17 protein-coding genes are annotated in these 18,427 nt (G+C 68.4%); 6 read left to right on the forward strand and 11 right to left on the reverse strand.

Annotated elements, in window-relative coordinates:
• The first annotated feature begins 133 nt into the window (after positions 1 to 133).
• Positions 134 to 445, forward strand: coding sequence for a hypothetical protein (locus AC3A56_RS06530; protein ID WP_056714164.1), 312 nt, complete (start codon positions 134 to 136; stop codon positions 443 to 445).
• Between the two features lie 31 nt (positions 446 to 476).
• On the opposite strand, the gene AC3A56_RS06535 is transcribed toward AC3A56_RS06530, so the two are convergent.
• The 5 genes from AC3A56_RS06535 to pdsR form a co-directional block, all read right to left on the reverse strand.
• A complete protein-coding gene (locus AC3A56_RS06535) occupies positions 477 to 1,181 on the reverse strand; it encodes an SIMPL domain-containing protein (protein WP_056714161.1) in 705 nt (234 codons plus the stop codon).
• 41 nt (positions 1,182 to 1,222) lie between these two features.
• Positions 1,223 to 2,695: an anthranilate synthase component I gene (gene trpE / locus AC3A56_RS06540; RefSeq protein WP_200946068.1), complete on the reverse strand. Its 1,473-nt coding sequence runs from the start codon at positions 2,693 to 2,695 to the stop codon at positions 1,223 to 1,225.
• A 91-nt stretch (positions 2,696 to 2,786) separates the two neighbouring features.
• Entirely contained in the window at positions 2,787 to 4,811 is a 2,025-nt protein-coding gene (locus AC3A56_RS06545) for an ATP-binding protein (protein ID WP_487769745.1), read from the reverse strand.
• Positions 4,812 to 4,838: 27 nt separating this feature from the next.
• Positions 4,839 to 5,429: a hypothetical protein gene (locus AC3A56_RS06550; RefSeq protein WP_487769746.1), complete on the reverse strand. Its 591-nt coding sequence runs from the start codon at positions 5,427 to 5,429 to the stop codon at positions 4,839 to 4,841.
• A complete protein-coding gene (pdsR, locus tag AC3A56_RS06555; protein WP_007807361.1) occupies positions 5,417 to 6,106 on the reverse strand; it encodes a proteobacterial dedicated sortase system response regulator in 690 nt (229 codons plus the stop codon). Before pdsR ends, AC3A56_RS06550 begins: the two co-directional genes overlap by 13 nt.
• A 652-nt stretch (positions 6,107 to 6,758) precedes the next feature.
• On the opposite strand from pdsR, the gene AC3A56_RS06560 reads away from it, so the two are divergent.
• Both AC3A56_RS06560 and AC3A56_RS06565 read left to right on the forward strand, forming a co-directional pair.
• Complete coding sequence (locus AC3A56_RS06560; protein ID WP_487769747.1) at positions 6,759 to 8,720, forward strand: marine proteobacterial sortase target protein; 1,962 nt, start codon at positions 6,759 to 6,761, stop codon at positions 8,718 to 8,720.
• On the forward strand, positions 8,711 to 9,358 hold the full coding sequence (locus tag AC3A56_RS06565) for a class GN sortase (protein ID WP_487769748.1): 648 nt from the start codon (positions 8,711 to 8,713) through the stop codon (positions 9,356 to 9,358). Before AC3A56_RS06560 ends, AC3A56_RS06565 begins: the two co-directional genes overlap by 10 nt.
• A 144-nt stretch (positions 9,359 to 9,502) precedes the next feature.
• Here AC3A56_RS06565 and rpe read toward each other — a convergent pair whose 3' ends face one another.
• From rpe to AC3A56_RS06580, 3 genes are all read right to left on the reverse strand, one after another.
• A complete protein-coding gene (gene rpe, locus AC3A56_RS06570; protein WP_487769749.1) occupies positions 9,503 to 10,183 on the reverse strand; it encodes a ribulose-phosphate 3-epimerase in 681 nt (226 codons plus the stop codon).
• Positions 10,184 to 10,318: 135 nt separating this feature from the next.
• Positions 10,319 to 11,131 (reverse strand): co-chaperone DjlA, encoded by an 813-nt coding sequence (gene djlA, locus AC3A56_RS06575; RefSeq protein WP_056715359.1) that lies wholly within the window; start codon positions 11,129 to 11,131, stop codon positions 10,319 to 10,321.
• Entirely contained in the window at positions 11,128 to 11,454 is a 327-nt protein-coding gene (locus AC3A56_RS06580) for a c-type cytochrome (protein WP_056715356.1), read from the reverse strand. Before AC3A56_RS06580 ends, djlA begins: the two co-directional genes overlap by 4 nt.
• A gap of 124 nt (positions 11,455 to 11,578) precedes the next feature.
• Here AC3A56_RS06580 and AC3A56_RS06585 point away from each other — a divergent pair, with 124 nt between their 5' ends.
• The 3 genes from AC3A56_RS06585 to AC3A56_RS06595 are packed head-to-tail and all read left to right on the forward strand — an operon-like array spanning position 11,579 to position 13,368.
• Positions 11,579 to 12,475, forward strand: a complete 897-nt coding sequence (locus tag AC3A56_RS06585; protein ID WP_487769750.1) for a phosphoribosylaminoimidazolesuccinocarboxamide synthase — start codon at positions 11,579 to 11,581, stop codon at positions 12,473 to 12,475.
• A gap of 21 nt (positions 12,476 to 12,496) precedes the next feature.
• Complete coding sequence (locus tag AC3A56_RS06590; protein ID WP_487769751.1) at positions 12,497 to 12,967, forward strand: Mpo1 family 2-hydroxy fatty acid dioxygenase; 471 nt, start codon at positions 12,497 to 12,499, stop codon at positions 12,965 to 12,967.
• Positions 12,964 to 13,368, forward strand: coding sequence for a hypothetical protein (locus AC3A56_RS06595; RefSeq protein WP_056715349.1), 405 nt, complete (start codon positions 12,964 to 12,966; stop codon positions 13,366 to 13,368). Before AC3A56_RS06590 ends, AC3A56_RS06595 begins: the two co-directional genes overlap by 4 nt.
• A gap of 39 nt (positions 13,369 to 13,407) precedes the next feature.
• Here AC3A56_RS06595 and AC3A56_RS06600 read toward each other — a convergent pair whose 3' ends face one another.
• From AC3A56_RS06600 to AC3A56_RS06610, 3 genes are all read right to left on the reverse strand, one after another.
• Positions 13,408 to 13,836: a hypothetical protein gene (locus AC3A56_RS06600; RefSeq protein WP_056763701.1), complete on the reverse strand. Its 429-nt coding sequence runs from the start codon at positions 13,834 to 13,836 to the stop codon at positions 13,408 to 13,410.
• Positions 13,837 to 13,954: 118 nt separating this feature from the next.
• Positions 13,955 to 17,029 carry an error-prone DNA polymerase gene (locus AC3A56_RS06605; protein WP_487769752.1) on the reverse strand — a complete coding sequence of 1,025 codons (3,075 nt, stop codon included), beginning with the start codon at positions 17,027 to 17,029 and terminating at the stop codon, positions 13,955 to 13,957.
• The gene (locus AC3A56_RS06610) at positions 17,026 to 18,426 is read right to left on the reverse strand and encodes a Y-family DNA polymerase (RefSeq protein ID WP_487769753.1); all 1,401 of its coding nucleotides are present in this window, start codon (positions 18,424 to 18,426) and stop codon (positions 17,026 to 17,028) included. The genes AC3A56_RS06605 and AC3A56_RS06610 overlap by 4 nt, the downstream gene beginning before the upstream one ends.
• Between the last annotated feature and the right edge of the window lies 1 nt (position 18,427).

Genomic DNA, 18,427 nt, shown 5'->3' on the forward strand with positions numbered 1-18,427 from the left:
GGCGAAAGCCTGCAAGAAATTGCGTCGGCCAGCCGTCTGGCGGCAGCTGAATCCGCAGCCCGTGCCGCAACAAGCCACGGCACGGACCCGCCAGTGCTCTGCAGTCGAACCAGCGCCGCGGCATACTCCCGGAATGAAATCAGCGGGCACGGCACATCGTCTGGTCAGACTCGTCGCGTGGCTGGTGTTCGCATGGGGAGCGCTGGTGCTGCTGACGCTACCGGTCCGTCGCTACGACTGGATGCAACAGGTGGACCCCTCGATCAGCGCGCCGCCCGATGCCGGCTCCGACAACGGCGCGCTGTTCATGCTGCTCCTGCTGGGCGTCATCGTGGCCAGCCAGGTCGCCATCATGACGCTGGCGAAGACCGGCCGGGAAAGAACCTGTGCACTCGTGCTGGCCCTGGTCGCGGTCGCGCTGTGGGCATCGAGGTTCTGGCGCTAGCCCGTGAACGGAGCTTCACCCCAGGCCTTTGTCACGGCGCGGTCAGGTAAACAGCATAGATATCCTGGCTAAGCTCGATCGTTCCGATTCGAAGCGCCGTATCGGGTGGCGGCGGCGGTGGCGGCGCGGGCGGAGCGCCTTCGGCGAAGCCCGAACCTATTCCGTAGGATCTGTTGGGTGCCACTTCGGAAACGCTGTAGACGCCCTTGATCTTCAAGTCGTATGACGCGGCGATCTGCCGGGCAGACTGCCGGGAATCCTGGATGGCCAGTTTGCGCAAACCGGACTTGAGCTGGGCCTCGTCGCTGCGCGAGACATCGACGCGGCGGATCTGCAACTCGGCGTTGGCCTCGATCGCGTCGAGGAACCCCTTCAGTTTGTCGGAACTGTCGAAGGTGGCCTCGACATCACGGTTGGCCTCCGTACCGACGAAGACCTGGCGATCGTCCCGGTACTCGCTTTTGGCCCCGACTGCGAGCGTGCTGGCCTGGGTGCGTGCGGGCATTGCATGGTACTCGTCCAGCGCGGAGAACACCTGCTTCGCATAGTTCTCCACCTTGGCGCGAGCTGCCGCCGGCGACTTGTCAACGACGCTGATATCGATCTTCACGGTAAACCGGTCCGGCACATAGCGGCCCTGCGCATGTCCCATCACCAGCAGGTGGGGCGCCGCCGGCAACGCATTGGCCTGCGCCAGCGCCACGCACGGACTCAGCAGCAGCAACAGCGAGATCATCAACCGTTTCATTGTCCCCTCCCCCTGATATGGACGTCCGTTTACAACCCTTTCGCCGCCTGCGCCACCGCGCGGAACAGCGCGCGGCCCTTGTTCATCGTCTCTTCCCATTCCGCCGCGGGGTCGGAGTCGTAGACTATGCCGGCGCCCGCCTGCACGTGCAGGCGGCCGTTCTGGATCACCGCAGTGCGGATCGCGATGGCGGTGTCGGCGTCGCCCCACCAGCCGATCCAGCCGATCGCGCCGGCGTAGATGTTGCGCTTGTACGGCTCCAGTTCCTGGATGATCTCCAGCGCGCGGATCTTCGGCGCGCCGCTCAGCGTGCCGGCGGGGAACGTGGCTTTCAGCACGTCCATGTAGCCGAGGTTCGGCCTGGCCGTGCCCTGCACCTGCGAGACGATGTGCATCACGTGCGAGTAGCGCTCGATCACGAACGATTCGCTGACTTCCACCGTGCCGTTCTCGCTGATCCGGCCGATGTCGTTGCGACCCAGGTCGATCAGCATCACGTGCTCGGCGCGTTCCTTGGGATCGGCCAGCAGCTCGGCTTCCAGCGCCTGGTCCTCCTCTTCGGTGGCGCCGCGCTTGCGCGTGCCGGCCAGCGGACGCACCACCACCTTGCCGTCCTTCAGCCGGGCGAGGATTTCCGGCGAGGAACCCACGATCTGGGTATCGCCCAGGTCGACGAAGTACATGTATGGTGACGGGTTAAGCGCGCGCAACGCGCGGTACACGTCGACCGGTCGCGCGTTGAAACCCACGCTGAGCCGCTGCGACGGCACCACCTGGAAGATGTCGCCGGCGCGGATGTATTCCTTGGCCTTCTCGACCATCGCCTCGAATTCCTCCTTCGTGAAGGAGGATTTGAAATCGCCCTCGTCCAGCGCGACCGACTGGGTCAGCTGCGGATACGACGCGCCACCCTGGCGCAGCCGGTAGACCAGCGCATCGAGCCGGCGCTGCGCCTCGGCGTACGCCTGCGGCTGCGACGGATCGGCATGCACGATCAGGTACAGCCGGCCCTTGAGGTTGTCGAATACCGCCACTTCCTCGGCCAGCATCAGCAGCACGTCGGGCGTGCCCAGCTCGTCGGCGCGATCCCACTGGGCGAGCCGTGGCTCGATGTAACCGATCGTCTCGAAGCCGAAGTAGCCGACCAGGCCGCCCGAGAACGCGGGCAGCTGTGGCAGCCGCGGCACGTCGTACTGCGCGCGCAGTTTCTCGATCTCGCCCAGCGGATCGTCGAGGTGGCGACGTTCGGTGACCTCGCCGGAGTCCTCGACCTCCAGCTCGTGGCCGCGCAGGCGATACACCCGCTTCGCCGGCAGGCCGATGATCGAATAGCGTCCCCAGGTGGCGCCACCCTCGACCGATTCGAACAAAAAGGTGTATGGGCCATCGGCCAGTTTCAGGTACACCGACAGCGGCGTGTCGAGGTCGGAAAACACCTCGCGCACCAGCGGTATGCGCGTGTGGCCTTGGGCAACCAGCGCGTCGAATTCGTCCCGGCTGATTTTGTCTGGGGAGATCACGTGCTCAATCCGTGGCTGGCAGGATCGCCGATTGTAGGGCAGAGCAGGCGACAGCGTGAACGAACGGCGCGGTTCACAACCGCGGCCGCGGCATTCCGTGCAGGCGCAGCGAGAACGCCACGCCGCTGCCGTCGTCGAGGTTGCGGGCGCTGGCCACCCCACCGTGGCGTTCGGCCACCAGGCGCACCACGTACAGGCCCAGGCCCAGGTGCGGCGCGTCGCCGGGGGTGGCCTTGTCGCGCAGGCTGACCAGCGAGTCGAACAGCCGGCCCTGCATGGCGGCGGGCAGCGGCGGGCCCTGGTTGGCCAGTTCGATCTCGGCACCGTCGGGCGTGGCCGCAAGGCTCAGGCGCAACCAGCCGTCGGGCGGAGTGAACGACAGCGCGTTGTCGAGCAGCTTGTCCAGCGCCTGGGCGATCAGCTCGGGCGCGCAGTGCAGGTTGATCGCGCCGGCCGGCAGTTCGCAGGCCAGGCGGCGCGTTCCGATCAGCGGCCGGTAGGCCTCGGCGCAACCGCGCACCACCTCGCGCAGGTCGACATCCTCCGGCTCCGCCGCGGTGATCGAACGCTCCATCCGGCTCGACTCGCTCATCGCGCGCACCAGCGCGCCCAGCCGCGCCACGCCGTCGCGGGCGCGCGCCAGGTAGGGCTGCGCGTCGGCGGGCAGACGGTCCTGCGCCTGCAGGGCGTGTTCGAGGTTGTCCAGCGAGGACTTCACGATGGCCAGCGGCGTGTTCAGTTCGTGCGAGAGTTTCGAAGCCAGCGTGCGCAGGTAGTCGGTATAACTGCCGACCACCTCGAACAGCCGCTCGAAGCTGCGGGCCAGGTCGCCGATCTCGTCCGGCGCGTCGGTCATCGGGAACTTGCCACTATCGAAAAGGCCGTCCAGACGTCCGTCGTTGAACTGGGCGCGCTCGGCCGCGTTGCGCAGCCGGCCCAGCCGCAGGCTCAGCCGCGTGGCGAACCACAGCAGGATGCCGCCGGCCACCAGCAGTACGCCGAAGCTGGTCAGCAGCAGCCCGAGCAGGGCGCGGTTGGCCAGCAGCGGCACGGTGCGGCTGGGCTGTTCCAGCAGCAGCACGCCATCGACCTTGCCGGCCCGCTCGATCGGTACCGCGGCGGCCAGCACCACGCTGCCGCGCTCCTCGCCGCTGCGCCACACGGTAGTGGGCTGTCCGCCCGCGGCGCGGCGCACTTCGCCGCTGTCCAGTCGCGGCACGTCCTGCGCCCACAGGTTGGCATCCTCCAGCCGATTGGCCAGCAGCGAGCGATAGACCAGCGCGGCGAACCAGCCCGGCTGGCCATCGCTGCCCGGCAAGGTGTTCAACCTTCCGCTGCGCCCCAGCAGCCAGCCCTGCGGCGCCAGCACGCGCGCCTGCACCTGGTCGGGCACCAGTTGCGCCAGTTCGCCGGACAACTTGTCCGAGTAGTCGAGCAGCGGGCGCGTGTCGGCTGCCATGCGGTCGCCGCCGGCCGTCGCGTCGTAGATGCCGACGCCGAGGCGGCGCAAGGCGAGGCTGCGTGGCAACCGCAGTTCGACGCGGTAGCCGCTGCCATCCTCCTGCCATTGCGCGGGGATCATTTCGGGCAGGCCGTCGACCGGCGGATCAAGCGGACGCGCCGCCAGCGCACCGGGCGCCGCGCTGGCCACCAGGTAGCGGCGCTGGCCGTTCGCATTGCCCAGCGCCAGGATCAGGTGGTCGGCCGCCAGCGCGTTCGCATCATCGGCATCGGCGCGCGTGCGACGGGTGTCGCGCACGTCGGCATACAGGTACAGCCAGTCCTCGTCGCCCGCCAGCAGCAGCTTGCCGTGCGACCCCAGCGACTGGCTCCACGGCGTCAGCGGCGCCCAGTCGTCGCCGTAGCCGTCGACGGTGATCGGTTGCGCGCTCGATTCCACGTACCAGTTGCTGGCGCTCACCGGCGGCAGCGCGCCGGTCACCACCAGGCTGCGCGCCACCGCATTGGCCGAAGCCAGCAGGGCCTGCGCCTGGCCTTCGCGCAGCAGCGTTTCCATCTGTCGCACGTACAGCCAGCCCGCGATCGGCAGGGCCAGCGTGCACAGCGCGACCAGCAGCAGTTTGCGGCGCAGGCTCATCGGAGCGGTCGATCAGGGCGAGGAAGATCAGGGTGCATGCGTGGCCGGCGCCGCGGTGTCCTTCATCCAGCGACTGGCCACCACCACGCGCATGAAGTCATCGAGCAGCGCCTGGCGCGCGGGATCGGCATCGTCGAAGGCCATCGACCAGCTCAGCCGCACGCCGCTGGCGGCGCCGGGGTCGCAGAACACCAGCACGTCGTCGACGTGGTCGCTGCCTTCGTACACCGAAGCCTCGCACGGCATCGCCGGATGGCGCACGACGAAGGTGGAGGTCTTGCCGGCCGGGTCGTGCTGCAGGTAGCGCTTGCGATCGGCCTGCACTTCATCGGCCAGCGTGCCCAGCTCGCGCGGCCACACGTTGAGCACCATCACCCGCTGCGGCTTGCCGCTCCATTCGCCCTGGTACAGCACCGCATTGACGCCGATGGCGCGGGCGTAGGTGCAGCAGTCGCGCGTCCAGCCGGCCGGTGTGGCCACGCTGATCGCCCATGCGGGAGCGCTGCCGTCGCGGGCGCCGCGGGCCAGCACGTCATCCATCGGCGTGGCGGCTTGCGCCAGCGTGGCCCATCCGCACAACGCCACGACCAGCCATGCGCCACGCGTCACGGCTTCCACCGGTAGCCCACGCCGTGCACGGTCTCGATTGCGTCGAACTCCGGCGCCACCGCGATGAACTTCTTGCGGATGCGCTTGATGTGCGAGGTGATGGTGGCGTCGTCCACGACGAGTTCCGCCTCGCGCATCAGCTGGTCGCGATTCTTCACGTGGCCGGGGAAGCGGATCAGCGTGTGCACCATCCAGAACTCGGTGACGGTGAGCGGGATCTCCTCGTCGTTCCAGGTGATCCGCATGCGCTCGGATTCCAGCTTCAGCGGGCCGTGCTCGATCACCGTCTCGCTGGAAGCCGGCGCCTTCAGCGATTCGATGCGGCGGAACAGCGCGGCGATGCGCGCGGCCAGCTGGTGCAGGCTGGTGTCCTTGCTGAGGTAGTCGTCGGCGCCCAGGCGCAGGCCGGAGATCACGTCGAAATCCGAATCGCGCGCGGTGAGGAAGATCAGCGGCAGCGTCGAGGATTTCGCGCGCAGCTCGCGGCACAGGTCGAAGCCGCCTTCCGGCTCGTCGCCCAGGCCGATGTCGATGATCACCAGCTCGGGCAGCTTCATCGCGAATGCGCTGGACGCTTCCTGGCGCGAGCCGTAGCCGCGCGCGTCGTAGCCGAAGCGGTTCAGCGCCTCGACGTAATTGGCGCGGATCAACGGTTCGTCTTCGACGATGGCAATGCTGCGGCCCATGATGCGTTCCCTTCGAATGGTGGGCGCAGCGTGCTATGCGAAGCACCCGGACGCAAGCCATCGGCGACGAATGCCCGCGTTTTGCCACAAGCGAACGGCAAACCGGCCGCTCGCCGCCGCCGCACGCGCCGCCACCGGCGTTTTGATGGAGTCGTCCCCCCCCCGACGAGAAAGCTCATGAAACTCGATACCGACCCGCGCGACGCAAATGCCGAACTGCACGGCTTCGAACCGCTGCGCATCACCCTGGCGCTGGGCGCCCTGCTGCTGGGCCTGCTGCTCGGCATCTGATGCTCCACCCCTGATTCGGGAGACTGTCATGACCCTCCACCGATTCCCCCTGTTCCGCCTGCTTCCGCCCGCCGTGGAAGGCACTGGCACGTTCGCTGCGCAGGGAAGCGCAGCGGGCGTTGGCCAGGACGAGCCCGACGCGGACTGGCAACCGCTTTAGTTCCGACCTCCCCTGTTCCGTCCTCCATGGTGTTCCTTGTCCCCTCCTCGCGAGGGGATTTTTTTGTCCACGGCGCCTGCCATCGTTCTGCCCCGATTGCGCCGCAAGCCGCCGCATTCCCGACGCGGCCCGCGCCGCGCCGGATGCGGCAATGCAGCCGTAGCACCCGCCAACAACCCCGCCAACGACCAAGGGACGGCCATGCGCGCATCATCCAGACTCTTCTTTCACCTGCTGCTGTTCGCCGGCCTGCTGTTCGCCGGCCCCTCGTTCGGCCTCGCCGCGCACGCCACCGAACCGGGCAGCGGCGAGCTGCGCTGGCGCGATGCCAGCGGCCAGCTGCAGGCGCTTGCCAGTCTCGACACCGATGTCGAGTACAAGGTCAGCGGGCTGGTTGCCGAAGTCCAGCTGCGCCAGCAGTTCCGCAACAGCGGCAAGGACTGGCTGGAGGCGCAGTACCTGCTGCCGCTGCCCGACGGCGCGGCGGTGTATTCGATGTCGCTGGAGATCGGCGAACGCCGCGTCGTGGCCGACATCCAGCGCAAGGAGGCGGCGAAGAAGGTGTTCGAACAGGCCCGCAACAGCGGCAAGCGCGCGGCCCTGGTCGAGGCCGACAGCGGCAACCTGTTCCGCACCGCGGTGACCAACGTGGCGCCGGGCGAAACGGTGACGATCGTGCTGCGCTACTGGCAGCGCGTCGACTACAGCGCGGGCAGGTTCTCGCTGCGCTTTCCGCTGACCTTCACCCCGCGCTACCACATGCGCGACGGCGCCCGGCCCGGCGACGCCGGCATCGACACGCCGCAGGTGTTTGCCGACGACAACGCGCAGGCGCCGCTGCGCACGCACATCGCGGTGCAGCTGGATGCCGGCGTGCCACTGGCCAGCGTGGACAGCTCCAGTCACGCGATCATCAGCACGCGGCACGACCAGCGCTGGGACATCCGCCTGCGCGACGCCAGCGTGCTGCCGGACCGCGACTTCATGCTGAGTTGGCAGCCGCAGCCGCAAACCCAGCCCAACGTGGCCAGCTTCCGCCAGGACATCGACGGCGCCCATTACGCGATGCTGATGCTGATGCCGCTGCAGCAACAGGCGCAGCGCCTGCCGCGCGAGCTGATCCTGATCATCGACACCTCCGGCTCGATGGGCGGCGAATCGATCCGCCAGGCGCGTGCGGCGCTGGACCTGGCGCTGAGCCAGCTGCAGCCGGGCGACCGCTTCAACGTGGCCGAATTCAATTCGACACTGAACCCTTGGTCCAGCGAAGCGGTGGCCGCCACGCCCGAGGCGTTGCAGAAAGCCCGCGCCTGGGTCGACCAGTTGCAGGCCAACGGCGGCACCGAGATGGCGCCGGCGCTACGCTTCGCGCTGGCCGGCCACGCGCCGGCCGGCTACGTGCGCCAGGTGCTGTTCGCCACCGACGGCGCGGTCGACGATCCGAACGGCCTGATGCAGTTGATCGACGAGCAGCTGGGTGATTCGCGACTGTTCCCGATCGGCATCGGCAATGCGCCGAACGCGGGCTTCCTGCAGGCCGCCGCGCGTCATGGCCGCGGCAGCGAAACCCTGGTCACCGACACCGGCAACGTGGGCAAGGCGATGGTCAGCCTGCTGGCCCGGCTGGATCACCCTGCCCTGCGCGACCTCGAGGTGGACTGGCCGGCCGGCAGCGACGTCTATCCGCGGCAGTTGCCCGACCTGTACCTGGGCGAGCCGCTGCTGGTCACCGCCAGGCTGGCCGCGCCGGTCGACCGCGTGCAGGTGCACGGCCAGCTGGCCGAGCGGGCGTGGACGGTGCCCGCGGATCTGTCCGCCGCCAGGCCGGCCGCGGGACTGGATCGGCTGTGGGCGCAGTCGCGCATCGCCGACCTGTCCGACCAGCTGGCCCGCGGCGGCGATGCGCCGGAGCTGGTCGAGGCGATCACCCGCACCGCGCTGGACGCCCATCTGGTCAGCGCCTATACCAGCCTGGTGGCGGTGGACCGGACCCCGGCGCGCAGCGCCGATGCCGCGCTGAAGCACCAGCAGATTCCCAACGTGATGCCCGCCGGCACCCACTTCGCGCAGACCGCCACGGCGGCCGAGCTGGAACTCTGGCTGGCCCTGCTGGCGCTGCTGCTGGCGGCGCTGGCGTGGTGGCGGCAACGGGCATGCCGATGATCCGGCAGCGGGCATGGCGCGCGCTGATGTTCGGCGCGCTGATGCTGGCCGCGGGACTGGGCCTGGACGGCGTCTGGATTCACGCCAAGGCCGCGCTGGCGCAGCTGCTGCTGGAGCGGGCCTGGACGCGCTCCGATCACGGACGGCTCTCCCAGCGGCCGTGGCCGTGGGCCGACATCGCCCCGCTGGCGCGGCTGCGCGTACCGCGCCTGCATCAGGACCTGATCGTGCTGGATGGCGACAGCGGCCAGGCGCTGGCGTTCGGCCCGGGCTGGAGTACCGGCGGCGCGCGCCCGGGCGCCGCGGGACTCGGCGTGATCAGCGCGCATCGCGACACCCAGTTCCGCTTCCTGCCCTCGCTGCGCCCGGGCGACCGGCTGGCCCTGGACGGACCGCGCGGCAGCAGCGACTACGTGGTGACGGACAGCCGCGTCATCGACAGCCGGCAGGCGCGCATTCCGCCCCGCGACAGCATGGACGGGCTGTGGCTGGTCACCTGCTATCCGTTCGATGCGGTGGTTCCGGGCGGCCCGCTGCGCTACGTGGTGCAGGCGCGCCGGCTGAAACTGAATGACGGCATGGCGGTTTCGCCCCGCATCGCGGGAACCAAAGCCGACCAGCCCGGTCAGAACTGGTGATTGGTGCGGTTCCTTGCCGTGGAACGTGCCGGCACGGCGTGAGTCCCTCCCCATAGTGGCCGTGCCGGCACACCAATCATGGTGTTTCCTCTCACGTCTCCGACGACGTTTATCCCGGCGCAGCCGTTCACTGCGTCGGGATTTTTATGTGCGCGATCCGGCAATCGCCCGGTGCATGGCCTCGATCTCGGTGCGATAGTCCGCGGCATGGAAGATCGCCGAGCCGGCCACAAAGGTGTCAGCGCCGGCGGCGGCGATCACACCGATGTTCTGCGCGGTGACACCGCCATCCACTTCGAGCCGGATGTCGCGGCCGCTGGCCTCGATCCGCTCGCGCACCTGGCGCAACTTGTCCAGCGTGCCCGGGATGAATTTCTGGCCGCCGAAACCCGGGTTCACCGACATGATCAGGATCATGTCGAGCTTGTCCATCACGTAGTCGAGATGATCCAGCGGCGTGGCCGGATTGAACACCAGGCCGGCCTGGCAACCGGATTCCCTGATCAGGCCGAGCGTGCGGTCGATGTGTTCGCTGGCCTCCGGATGGAAGCTGATCAGGCTGGCGCCGGCCTTGGCGAAGTCCGGCACGATGCGGTCCACCGGCTTGACCATCAGATGCACGTCGATCGGCGCGGTGATGCCGAACTTGCGCAGCGACTCAAGAACCATCGGGCCGATCGTGAGATTCGGCACGTAATGGTTGTCCATCACGTCGAAGTGCACCCAGTCGGCACCGGCGGCCAGCGCTGCGGCGGTGTCCTCGCCGAGCCGCGCGAAATCGGCGGCGAGGATGGAGGGGGCGATGATGGGGGATTGCTTGCTCATAAGCCGGGAATCGGGAATCGGGAATCGGGAATCGGGAATCGGGAATCGGGAATCGGGAATCGGGAAGATTATGAAGCCTCGTGCGACAAATGCCACCGCATGGCCGCTTCTACCATTCCCTATTCCCGGCTCTGATCACTTGAACCCGCGCTGCTCTTTGATCCGGTCGTACGCCGCATTGATCTCGCTGGCGCGCGATTCGGCGCGCTTGCGCATGTCTTCGGGCAGGTCGCCGAGGCGGTCGGGGTGGTGTTCGGAGATCAGCTTGCGGTAGGCGCGCTTGATCGCGCGTTCGTCGGCGTTGCGGTCGATGCCCAGCACCGCGTACGGGTCCGGCCCCTGCGGGGTGCGCTGCGGCGGCACGTAGCCACCACCGCTGCCGTAGTGCTGGTTGCCGCCGCGCGGGCCGCCGGGACCGGCGTTCCATGCGTAGCCCTTCATCGCCATCAGCGCCATCAGCTCCATGTCGCTGATGCGCAGGGCGAAGGCAAGCTGGCGCAGGATCGACATCTTCTCCGGCGGCGGATTGCCTTCGGCCAGCACCGTCTCGATCACCACGTCGAGCACGGGGAAGGCATGGTCGCGACGCAGGCCGACCCAGTTGCGCAACTCGGCGATGGTGCGGGTGACGTCGAACTCCGGCTGTTTGCCCACGTTGAAACTGACCACCGCCTGCTTGCGCAGCTCGGCATCCAGGTTCATTCGCGTCATCAGCCGTTCGGCGATCGCGATCTCCTGCTCCGACACGCGGCCGTCGGACTTCGCCACCGCGCCCAGCAGGGTGAACAGCGGGCCCACGAAACCGCCGGCTTCCGGCGTGGCGTTCTTGCGCTGGCTGTAGCGCATGTTGTCGAAGATAAAACCGAGCACCGCGCCGGTGACCGCACCGGGCAGGTGGCCGATGATCAGTCCGAAGAACGCGAACCACAGCGTATAAGTGAAGCTCATGGCTGCCCTTGCGGTTGGGCCTGCGGTTGGGGAAGTTGCGCGCTGTACCAGCGCGCCAGCGCGTCGAGCTCGGCGTCGCTGACCGGGCCGATCGCGGCGCGCATCACCGGGATGCTGCGGCGGCCGTCGCGGTACTGCTTCAGCGCGTCGCGCAGATAGTCCAGCCGCTGCCCGGCCAGGTTCGGCACGCCGGGCATGCTGGCGTGGCCGTCGGCACCGTGGCAGGCGGCACACAGGCCGAGCCGGGCCGGGGCTGCCGGCGTGCCGGCATGGAGCGTGGGGGCGGCGAGCAGGACCAGCACCGCGATCAATGGAATGCGCATCGGCAACACATGGGGCCAAAGGACGCCAATTCTAGCAGTGCCCCCGAAACCCCACAGCGCGTTACCGGCGACGGTGCCGCAACGGCTAGAATGGGCGCTTCCCCGCCATGTGGAACCCGCTGCCGTGCCCACCATCCTGCCGCAATCGAACCTTCCCGGACTCGAACTGATCCACCGCGGCAAGGTGCGGGATGTCTATGCGCTGGACGACGACCGCCTGCTGATGGTGGCCACCGATCGCCTGTCGGCATTCGACGTGGTGCTGCCCAACCCGATCCCGGGCAAGGGCGAAATGCTCACCCAGATGTCCAATTTCTGGTTCGGCAAGACCGCCCACCTGGTGCCGAACCACCTGCTCGACGTGCCGCTGGCCGACGTGCTGCCGCCGGGCACCGATCTCGCGCCGTACGAGAAGCGCGCGGTGGTGACGCGACGGCTGAAGCCGGTGCCGGTGGAATGCATCGCCCGTGGCTACCTGATCGGTTCCGGCTGGAAGGATTACCGGGCCACCGGCGCGCTGTGCGGCATCGCCCTGCCCGCCGGCCTGCAGCAGGCGCAGCAACTGCCCGAACCGATCTTCACGCCGTCGACCAAGGCCGCGGTGGGCGACCACGACGAGAACGTCAGCTTCGACGCGGTGATCGATGCGGTCGGCAGCGAACTGGCCGGCCAGGTGCGCGACGCCACCCTGGCGATCTATCGCTGGGCAGCCGCCTATGCGGCCGAACGTGGCATCATCATCGCCGACACCAAGTTCGAGTTCGGCACCGATGCCAGCGGCAAGCTGTACGTGATGGACGAAATGCTGACGCCGGATTCCTCGCGCTTCTGGCCCGCCGACGAATACCGCGTGGGCATCAGTCCGCCCAGCTACGACAAGCAGTTCGTGCGCGACTGGCTGGAGACGCAGGACTGGAACAAGACCGCGCCCGGCCCGGTGATTCCGGACGACGTGATCGCCCGCACCGCCGCCAAATATGCCGAGGCCCTGCAGCGACTGGCAGGCATCCGGCTCGACTGAAACGTTCAACGGGGGAACGCCATGCGCACCATGCAGGACTGGCTCGACAGCTACAGCAGCGACCACCAGAACCCGACCAACCAGGTGTTCCACTGGTTCTGCGTGCCGCCGATCCTGTGGTCGGTGATCGCGCTGCTGTGGGCGATCCCGGTGCCGATCAGCCAGTTGCGTCCCGGCTCGTGGGCGGTGCTGGTGATGGTGCTGGCGTTCTACTGGTACTGGCGGCGCTCGCACCGGCTGGCGCTTGGCCTGCTGGTGGTGTTCGCCCTGTTCGGTCTGCTCAACAATTTCCTGTACTACCGGCTCGGCACCGCGCAGCTGTGCTACCTCGCGATCGGCGTGTTCGTGGTGGCCTGGATCGGCCAGTTCATCGGGCACAAATATGAAGGCCGCAAGCCCAGCTTCCTCACCGATCTGTCCTATCTGCTGGTCGGCCCGGCCTGGCTGATGGCCAAGCTGTTTCGCAAACTGGGGTTCAAGCAGATCACATGACGCTTCTTACGGTGATCAGCACCCTGCTGTGGTGGGTGCTCTACAGCAGCATGGCTGCGCTGGTGTTCGCCCTGATCGGCTGGTCGGTGATGCGCTGGACCGAACGCTGCGCGGTGGTGTTCAACCGCATCTACCTGGCCTGCCTGCTGTGGACGATGACCGGCCTGCTGCTGGTCGTCGGCGTGGCCGCCTATGAAGGCCACCTGCACCCGCCCTACGGCGCGCTGCTGAGTTCCGGCCTGCTGCGCTGGATGCTGGTGCTGGACATGCTGATCGGCACCGTCCTGCTGTGGCGGCTGGTGCCGCGCATCGACGCCCGCCGCATCCGCCCGGGCAGCGCCTGCATGGCGGTGGCCGCGATCATGGCGATCAGCTTCGGCGTGGCCACCAGCCTGGCCTGAAACACGACGAAGGGGCGGGTGTCCCGCCCCTTCGATGCATCATCCGTGCGCCAGCATGCTGCCGAAGAACACCGCCATCAAGGCCGCGAAGATCATCGCCAGCACCAGGAAGATCACCAGGTAGATCACCTGCACCAGGCAGGCCTTGCCGAAGCCGATCTGGCTGCCGTTCTGCGACAGCAGCAGATAGTTCACCACGAAGGCGCCGACCAGGAATTGCACGATCAGTGACAGCAGCCCGCCGCCGCCACCGGAGCTGACCATGCCGATGATCACCATCGCCACGGCGCCGGCGATCCAGCTCAGCACCACCGCGCCCAGCGCACGCAGGTAGGACGGCATGACGCCGACCACCAGCCGGAAGGCGACGCTCAGCACCAGTGCCGCCACCAGGATGCCCACCACGATCATCACCAGCATGGCGAACAGGCCCATGCCGGCCAATGCAGCCAACGAAGAAGTACCCATAAATCCCCCGGATTGGAAAGAGAACCGCGTGACGGCATCCCCATGCCGGTCACGACGGTGACGCCAGCCTACCCGATTCCGCGGCGCCCGGCAGCGCACGGGTTACGCGCGCGGACATTCAATGGAAATCGCGCGAGCGACTGTCCAGCTCGCCCAGCCACGCGCTCATGTCGGTCAGCCGCCGGGCGATCAGGTGGGCCACGCCGTCGACGCACTCCCACTGCCCTTCCACGCCGAGCAGGCGCGCCTCCAGATACGCGCGCCGCTGCCGCTCGGCGACATGGCTCCAGACCACCACGTTGATGGGGCCATGTTCGTCTTCGATGGTGATGAAGGTGACCCCGCTGGCGGTCTGCGGGCGCTGGCGCTGGGTGACCAGGCCCGCGGCGCGCACCAGGCTCTGGTGCCGTTGGCCGCGCAGGCTGCGCGAGTCGGCGAAACGCGCCGCGCGCAGGCGCGAACGGATCAGTTGCAGCGGATGCGGGCCGAGGCTGAGGCCGGTGCGCGCGTAATCGGACTGCAGGTTTTCCGCGGTCGACGGCACCGGCAGCACGACGGCCACTTCCGCCGGACTGCCATGGCCGAACAACGGCAGTTGTGGCTCGACGCCGGCCACCGCCCACTTCGCCCGATGGCGATGGCCGGCCAGGCCGCGCAAGGCGCCCGCCTCGGCCAGCAGCTCCTGCTGGCGCCGGTCGATGCCGGTGCGGGCGCACAGATCCGTCACGTCGACGAAGGCACGCGCGGCGCGCGCCGCCGAGATCCGCCCAGCCACGTCTTCGCGAAAACCACGCACTTGCCGCAGCCCGAGCCGCAGCGCCAGCTGGCCCCGACCGCGCTCGTCGTCCTCCAGCGTGCAGTCCCAGTCGCTGTGGCGCACGTCGACCGGGTGCACCGTGATGCCGTGGCGCTGCGCGTCCTGCACGATCTGGCTGGGCCCGTAGAAACCCATCGGCTGCGCATTGAGCAGGGCGCAGGCGAACGCGGCTGGCTCGTGGCATTTCAGCCAGCAGCTGGCGTAGACGATGCCGGCGAAACTGGCCGCGTGACTTTCGGGAAAACCGTAGCTGCCGAAGCCCTTGATTTGCTCGAACAGCCGCGCCGCGAACTCGGCCGTATAACCGCGTTCGAGCATGCCGCGGATGATCCGCTCGCGATGGTGCTCCATGCCGCCATGGCGCTTCCACGCCGCCATCGCGCGGCGCAGCTGGTCGGCTTCGCCGGCCGTATAACCGGCCGCCACGATCGCCAGCTTCATCACCTGCTCCTGGAACAGCGGCACGCCCAGGGTGCGTTCGAATACGTCCTTCAGATCTTCCGACGGATAGTCCACCGGCTCCTCGCCGCGGCGGCGACGCAGGTACGGATGCACCATGTCGCCCTGGATCGGGCCGGGCCGCACGATCGCCACCTGGATCACCAGGTCGTAGAAATTTTCCGGGCGATGCCGCGGCAGCATCGCCATCTGCGCGCGGCTCTCGATCTGGAACACGCCGACGGTGTCGGCGCGCTGGATCATCTCGTACGTTCGCGGGTCTTCGGCCGGCAGCGTCGCCAGGCTGTAATCCTGGCCGCGATGGGCGCGCAGCAGGTCCAGGCAACGGCGCACGCAACTCAACATGCCCAGCGCCAGGCAATCGACCTTGAGCAGGCGCATCGTGTCCAGGTCGTCCTTGTCCCACTGGATGATGGTGCGATCGGCCATCGCCGCGTTTTCCACCGGCACCAGCTCGGCCAGCGGTGCGTCGCTGATCACGAAGCCGCCCACGTGCTGCGACAGGTGTCGCGGCATGTCGCGCAACTCGGCGGTGAGTTTCAGCACCCGGCGCAGCACCGCGCCCTGTGGATCGAAACCGTGTTCACGCAGGCGCTCGTCCAGCGATTGCTCACCGCGCCAGCCGAAAATGCTGCTCAGCTGATCCACCTGGTCCGGCGGCAGACCCAGCGTCTTGGCCACGTCGCGGACGGCGCTGCGGCCGCGATAGCAGATCACCGTGGCCGCCAGCGCGGCACGCTCGCGACCATACTTGGCGTAGATGTACTGAATCACCTCCTCGCGCCGCTCGTGCTCGAAATCCACGTCGATGTCGGGCGGCTCGTTGCGTTCCTTGCTGATGAAGCGTTCCACCAGCAGGTTCATCCGCGCCGGATCGACCTCGGTGACGCCGAGCGCGAAACACACGGCGGAGTTCGCCGCCGAGCCGCGGCCCTGGCAGAGAATCCCCTTGTCGCGGGCAAAGTGCACGATGTCCTGCACGGTGAGGAAATACGACTCGTACTTCAGATACTCGATCAGCCCCAGTTCGTGCTCGATCTGCGCGCGGACTTTCTCCGGCACGCCATTCGGCCAGCGCCAGCGCATGCCTTCTTCAGTGAGATGGCGCAACCAGCTGGTCGCGCTGTGGCCTTCGGGCACCAGCTCGGCGGGATAGCGGTATGTCAGTTCGTCGAGGCGGAACATGCAGCGCGCGGCGATGGCGGCGCTTTCGTGCATCAGTGCGGCAGGATAGATCGCAACCAGCGTCTCGCGTCGGCGCAGGTGGCGTTCGCCGTTGCGGAAGATCAGCGCGCCGGCTTCCGCCAGCGGCACGCGATGACGGATCGCGGTCAGCGTGTTCTGCAGCGCAAGCCGGCGCCGCACGTGCATGTGCACGTCGCCGGCGGCAACCAGCGGCAGGCCAAGGCCGTGCCCGAGTTGCTGCAGGTCGTGCAGGCGTTGCGCGTCGTCGGGCCCGTGATGCAGCTCCACCGCCAGCCACGCCCGCCCAGCGAAGGTGTTGCGCATCCAGCGACCATGCGTGGGATCGGGCTCACGTCCGGGCAGCCACAGCGCGAAGGTACCCGGCACGCCATCGGCCAGATCGGCGCAACCCAGGCGATACGTGCCCTTGGCCGAGGCGCGGCGACCGCGGGTGATCAGCCCGCACAGCGCGGTATAGCCGGCCTTGTTCTCGCACAGCAGCACCAGTTTGGGGCCGTCGTCGAGCTGGAACTCGGCGCCGACGATCAGTTTCACGCCGGTGGCGCGCGAGGCCTCCAGCGCGCGCACGATGCCGGCCAGCGAACACTCGTCGGTGATCGCCAGCGCCTCGTAACCACAGGCCTTCGCGCGCTCGAACAGTTCGCGCGCGCTGGACGCGCCGCGGCCGAACGAGAAGTTCGACAGGCAATGCAGTTCGGCATACGCGTTCATGCAAACCAGCCGTGCAGCATCCAGCCATCGCGCTCGCCCGGCGCGCAGAAGGCCCAGCCGCGCTGGCCTTGCACGGTCTCCACCACGTAGTAGTCGCGGCACACCTCGCCGCCATCCCACCAGCCGGTTTCCAGCCGCTCGGGGCCGGCCAGGATGTGCGGCGCGGCACCGCGCAGGGGAATCGGCCGCTCGAACAGCCAGGTCGGTCGTGGCGAGGGTTCCCGCCAGCCGTCGTCGTGAGTCGTCACCTTCTGCGCCAGCTCGGGCCGCGGATCGGTGGTGCTGCCCAACTGATGCACGGCGCAATCACCCAGCCGCGCGCGCAGGCGTTCGCGCAACTGTTCGATCGGCAACGCATTGGCGGGACGCTCGTCGAACAGGTCGCGGCCGGCCGGCACGAACGCGGGCAGGTCGCGCGCGAGCAGGCGCATGGCGATGACCGGCTGCGGCAGTTGCACCTGCTCCAGCCGCACGCGTGCCAGTTCGAACAGCATGCCGGCCTCGCGCTCGGGTGTGAGCAGGCCCACCTTCACTTCGGTGTATCCCTCGCGATGTTCCAGCTGCAGCGTGAAACGCTGCACGCCGCCGTCGCGACCGGCCAGATAGGCGGACAGGTCGGCCGTCATGCGGCGCAATGGGAAGACCAGCGCGCCGATGGCTTCGACTTCGTGCGTCAGTTCGATGCGCAGGTCGAAGCGGTCGGGTGGCCGATACGCTTCCAGGCCGGCCGGCACCGCGCCGGTCAGGCGATCCAGCGCGAGCAACAACTCCGCACCGAAACGCCGGCGCAGGCCGTCGCGCGGCAGCGCCAGCAGCTGGCCCAGGCTGCGGATGCCCATGCCCGGCAAGGCCTCGGCCGCCGCCGCGGGCAGGTAGCTCTGCGACAGCGGGATGCGCTGCAGCGCGTGGCGCAGTTGCCTGTCGGTGAGCACCGCCTGGCCATCGGCGACACCGGCCAGCACATGCGCCGCATGCGGCGTGGGTGCGGCGCTGATCCGGTGGCGGAAACCCAGCGCATCGAGATCGGCGCGCAGCAGGCTTTCCAGTCGCGGCCACGAGCCAAACAGGTTCAGGCTGCGGCTGACCTCCAGCACGATCGCCTGCGGCAGCAGACTCACCTCGGCGCTGTAGCGATAGGCCACCGCGGCCAGGAACCGATGCCACTGATCGACCCGCTCAGGCTGGTACGGCAAGGCCTCGAATTGCGCCAGCAGCGCCTGCGCCGCGCTCAATCGCTGGCCCACGCGCAGGCCGGCTTCGCGCGCGGCCGCGTTCGCCGCCACGATGCTGCGCGCATGTCCGGTGCCGGCCACCAACACGAGCGGGCCCGCGTCCGCACGACGACGGAGGACACCGTCCAGTGCCAGCTGCGGCAACGCTATGCAGGCCCACAACATG

It is taken from the genome of Rhodanobacter sp. Soil_C_14 (genome assembly GCF_057657335.1).

Excerpts from the sequence above, each read along its gene's own strand:
- pdsR (WP_007807361.1), bottom strand. The coding sequence starts at position 6,106 with ATGGGCCGCAGCATTGCCATCGTCGAAGACGAACCGTTGATCCGCGCC.
- AC3A56_RS06565 (WP_487769748.1), top strand. The coding sequence starts at position 8,711 with ATGCCGATGATCCGGCAGCGGGCATGGCGCGCGCTGATGTTCGGCGCG.
- AC3A56_RS06590 (WP_487769751.1), top strand. The coding sequence starts at position 12,497 with ATGCGCACCATGCAGGACTGGCTCGACAGCTACAGCAGCGACCACCAG.
- AC3A56_RS06610 (WP_487769753.1), bottom strand. The coding sequence starts at position 18,426 with ATGTTGTGGGCCTGCATAGCGTTGCCGCAGCTGGCACTGGACGGTGTC.
- AC3A56_RS06535 (WP_056714161.1), bottom strand. The coding sequence starts at position 1,181 with ATGATCTCGCTGTTGCTGCTGCTGAGTCCGTGCGTGGCGCTGGCGCAG.
- AC3A56_RS06530 (WP_056714164.1), top strand. The coding sequence starts at position 134 with ATGAAATCAGCGGGCACGGCACATCGTCTGGTCAGACTCGTCGCGTGG.
- AC3A56_RS06580 (WP_056715356.1), bottom strand. The coding sequence starts at position 11,454 with ATGCGCATTCCATTGATCGCGGTGCTGGTCCTGCTCGCCGCCCCCACG.
- AC3A56_RS06595 (WP_056715349.1), top strand. The coding sequence starts at position 12,964 with ATGACGCTTCTTACGGTGATCAGCACCCTGCTGTGGTGGGTGCTCTAC.
- rpe (WP_487769749.1), bottom strand. The coding sequence starts at position 10,183 with ATGAGCAAGCAATCCCCCATCATCGCCCCCTCCATCCTCGCCGCCGAT.
- djlA (WP_056715359.1), bottom strand. The coding sequence starts at position 11,131 with ATGAGCTTCACTTATACGCTGTGGTTCGCGTTCTTCGGACTGATCATC.
- AC3A56_RS06545 (WP_487769745.1), bottom strand. The coding sequence starts at position 4,811 with ATGAGCCTGCGCCGCAAACTGCTGCTGGTCGCGCTGTGCACGCTGGCC.
- AC3A56_RS06605 (WP_487769752.1), bottom strand. The coding sequence starts at position 17,029 with ATGAACGCGTATGCCGAACTGCATTGCCTGTCGAACTTCTCGTTCGGC.
- AC3A56_RS06600 (WP_056763701.1), bottom strand. The coding sequence starts at position 13,836 with ATGGGTACTTCTTCGTTGGCTGCATTGGCCGGCATGGGCCTGTTCGCC.
- AC3A56_RS06560 (WP_487769747.1), top strand. The coding sequence starts at position 6,759 with ATGCGCGCATCATCCAGACTCTTCTTTCACCTGCTGCTGTTCGCCGGC.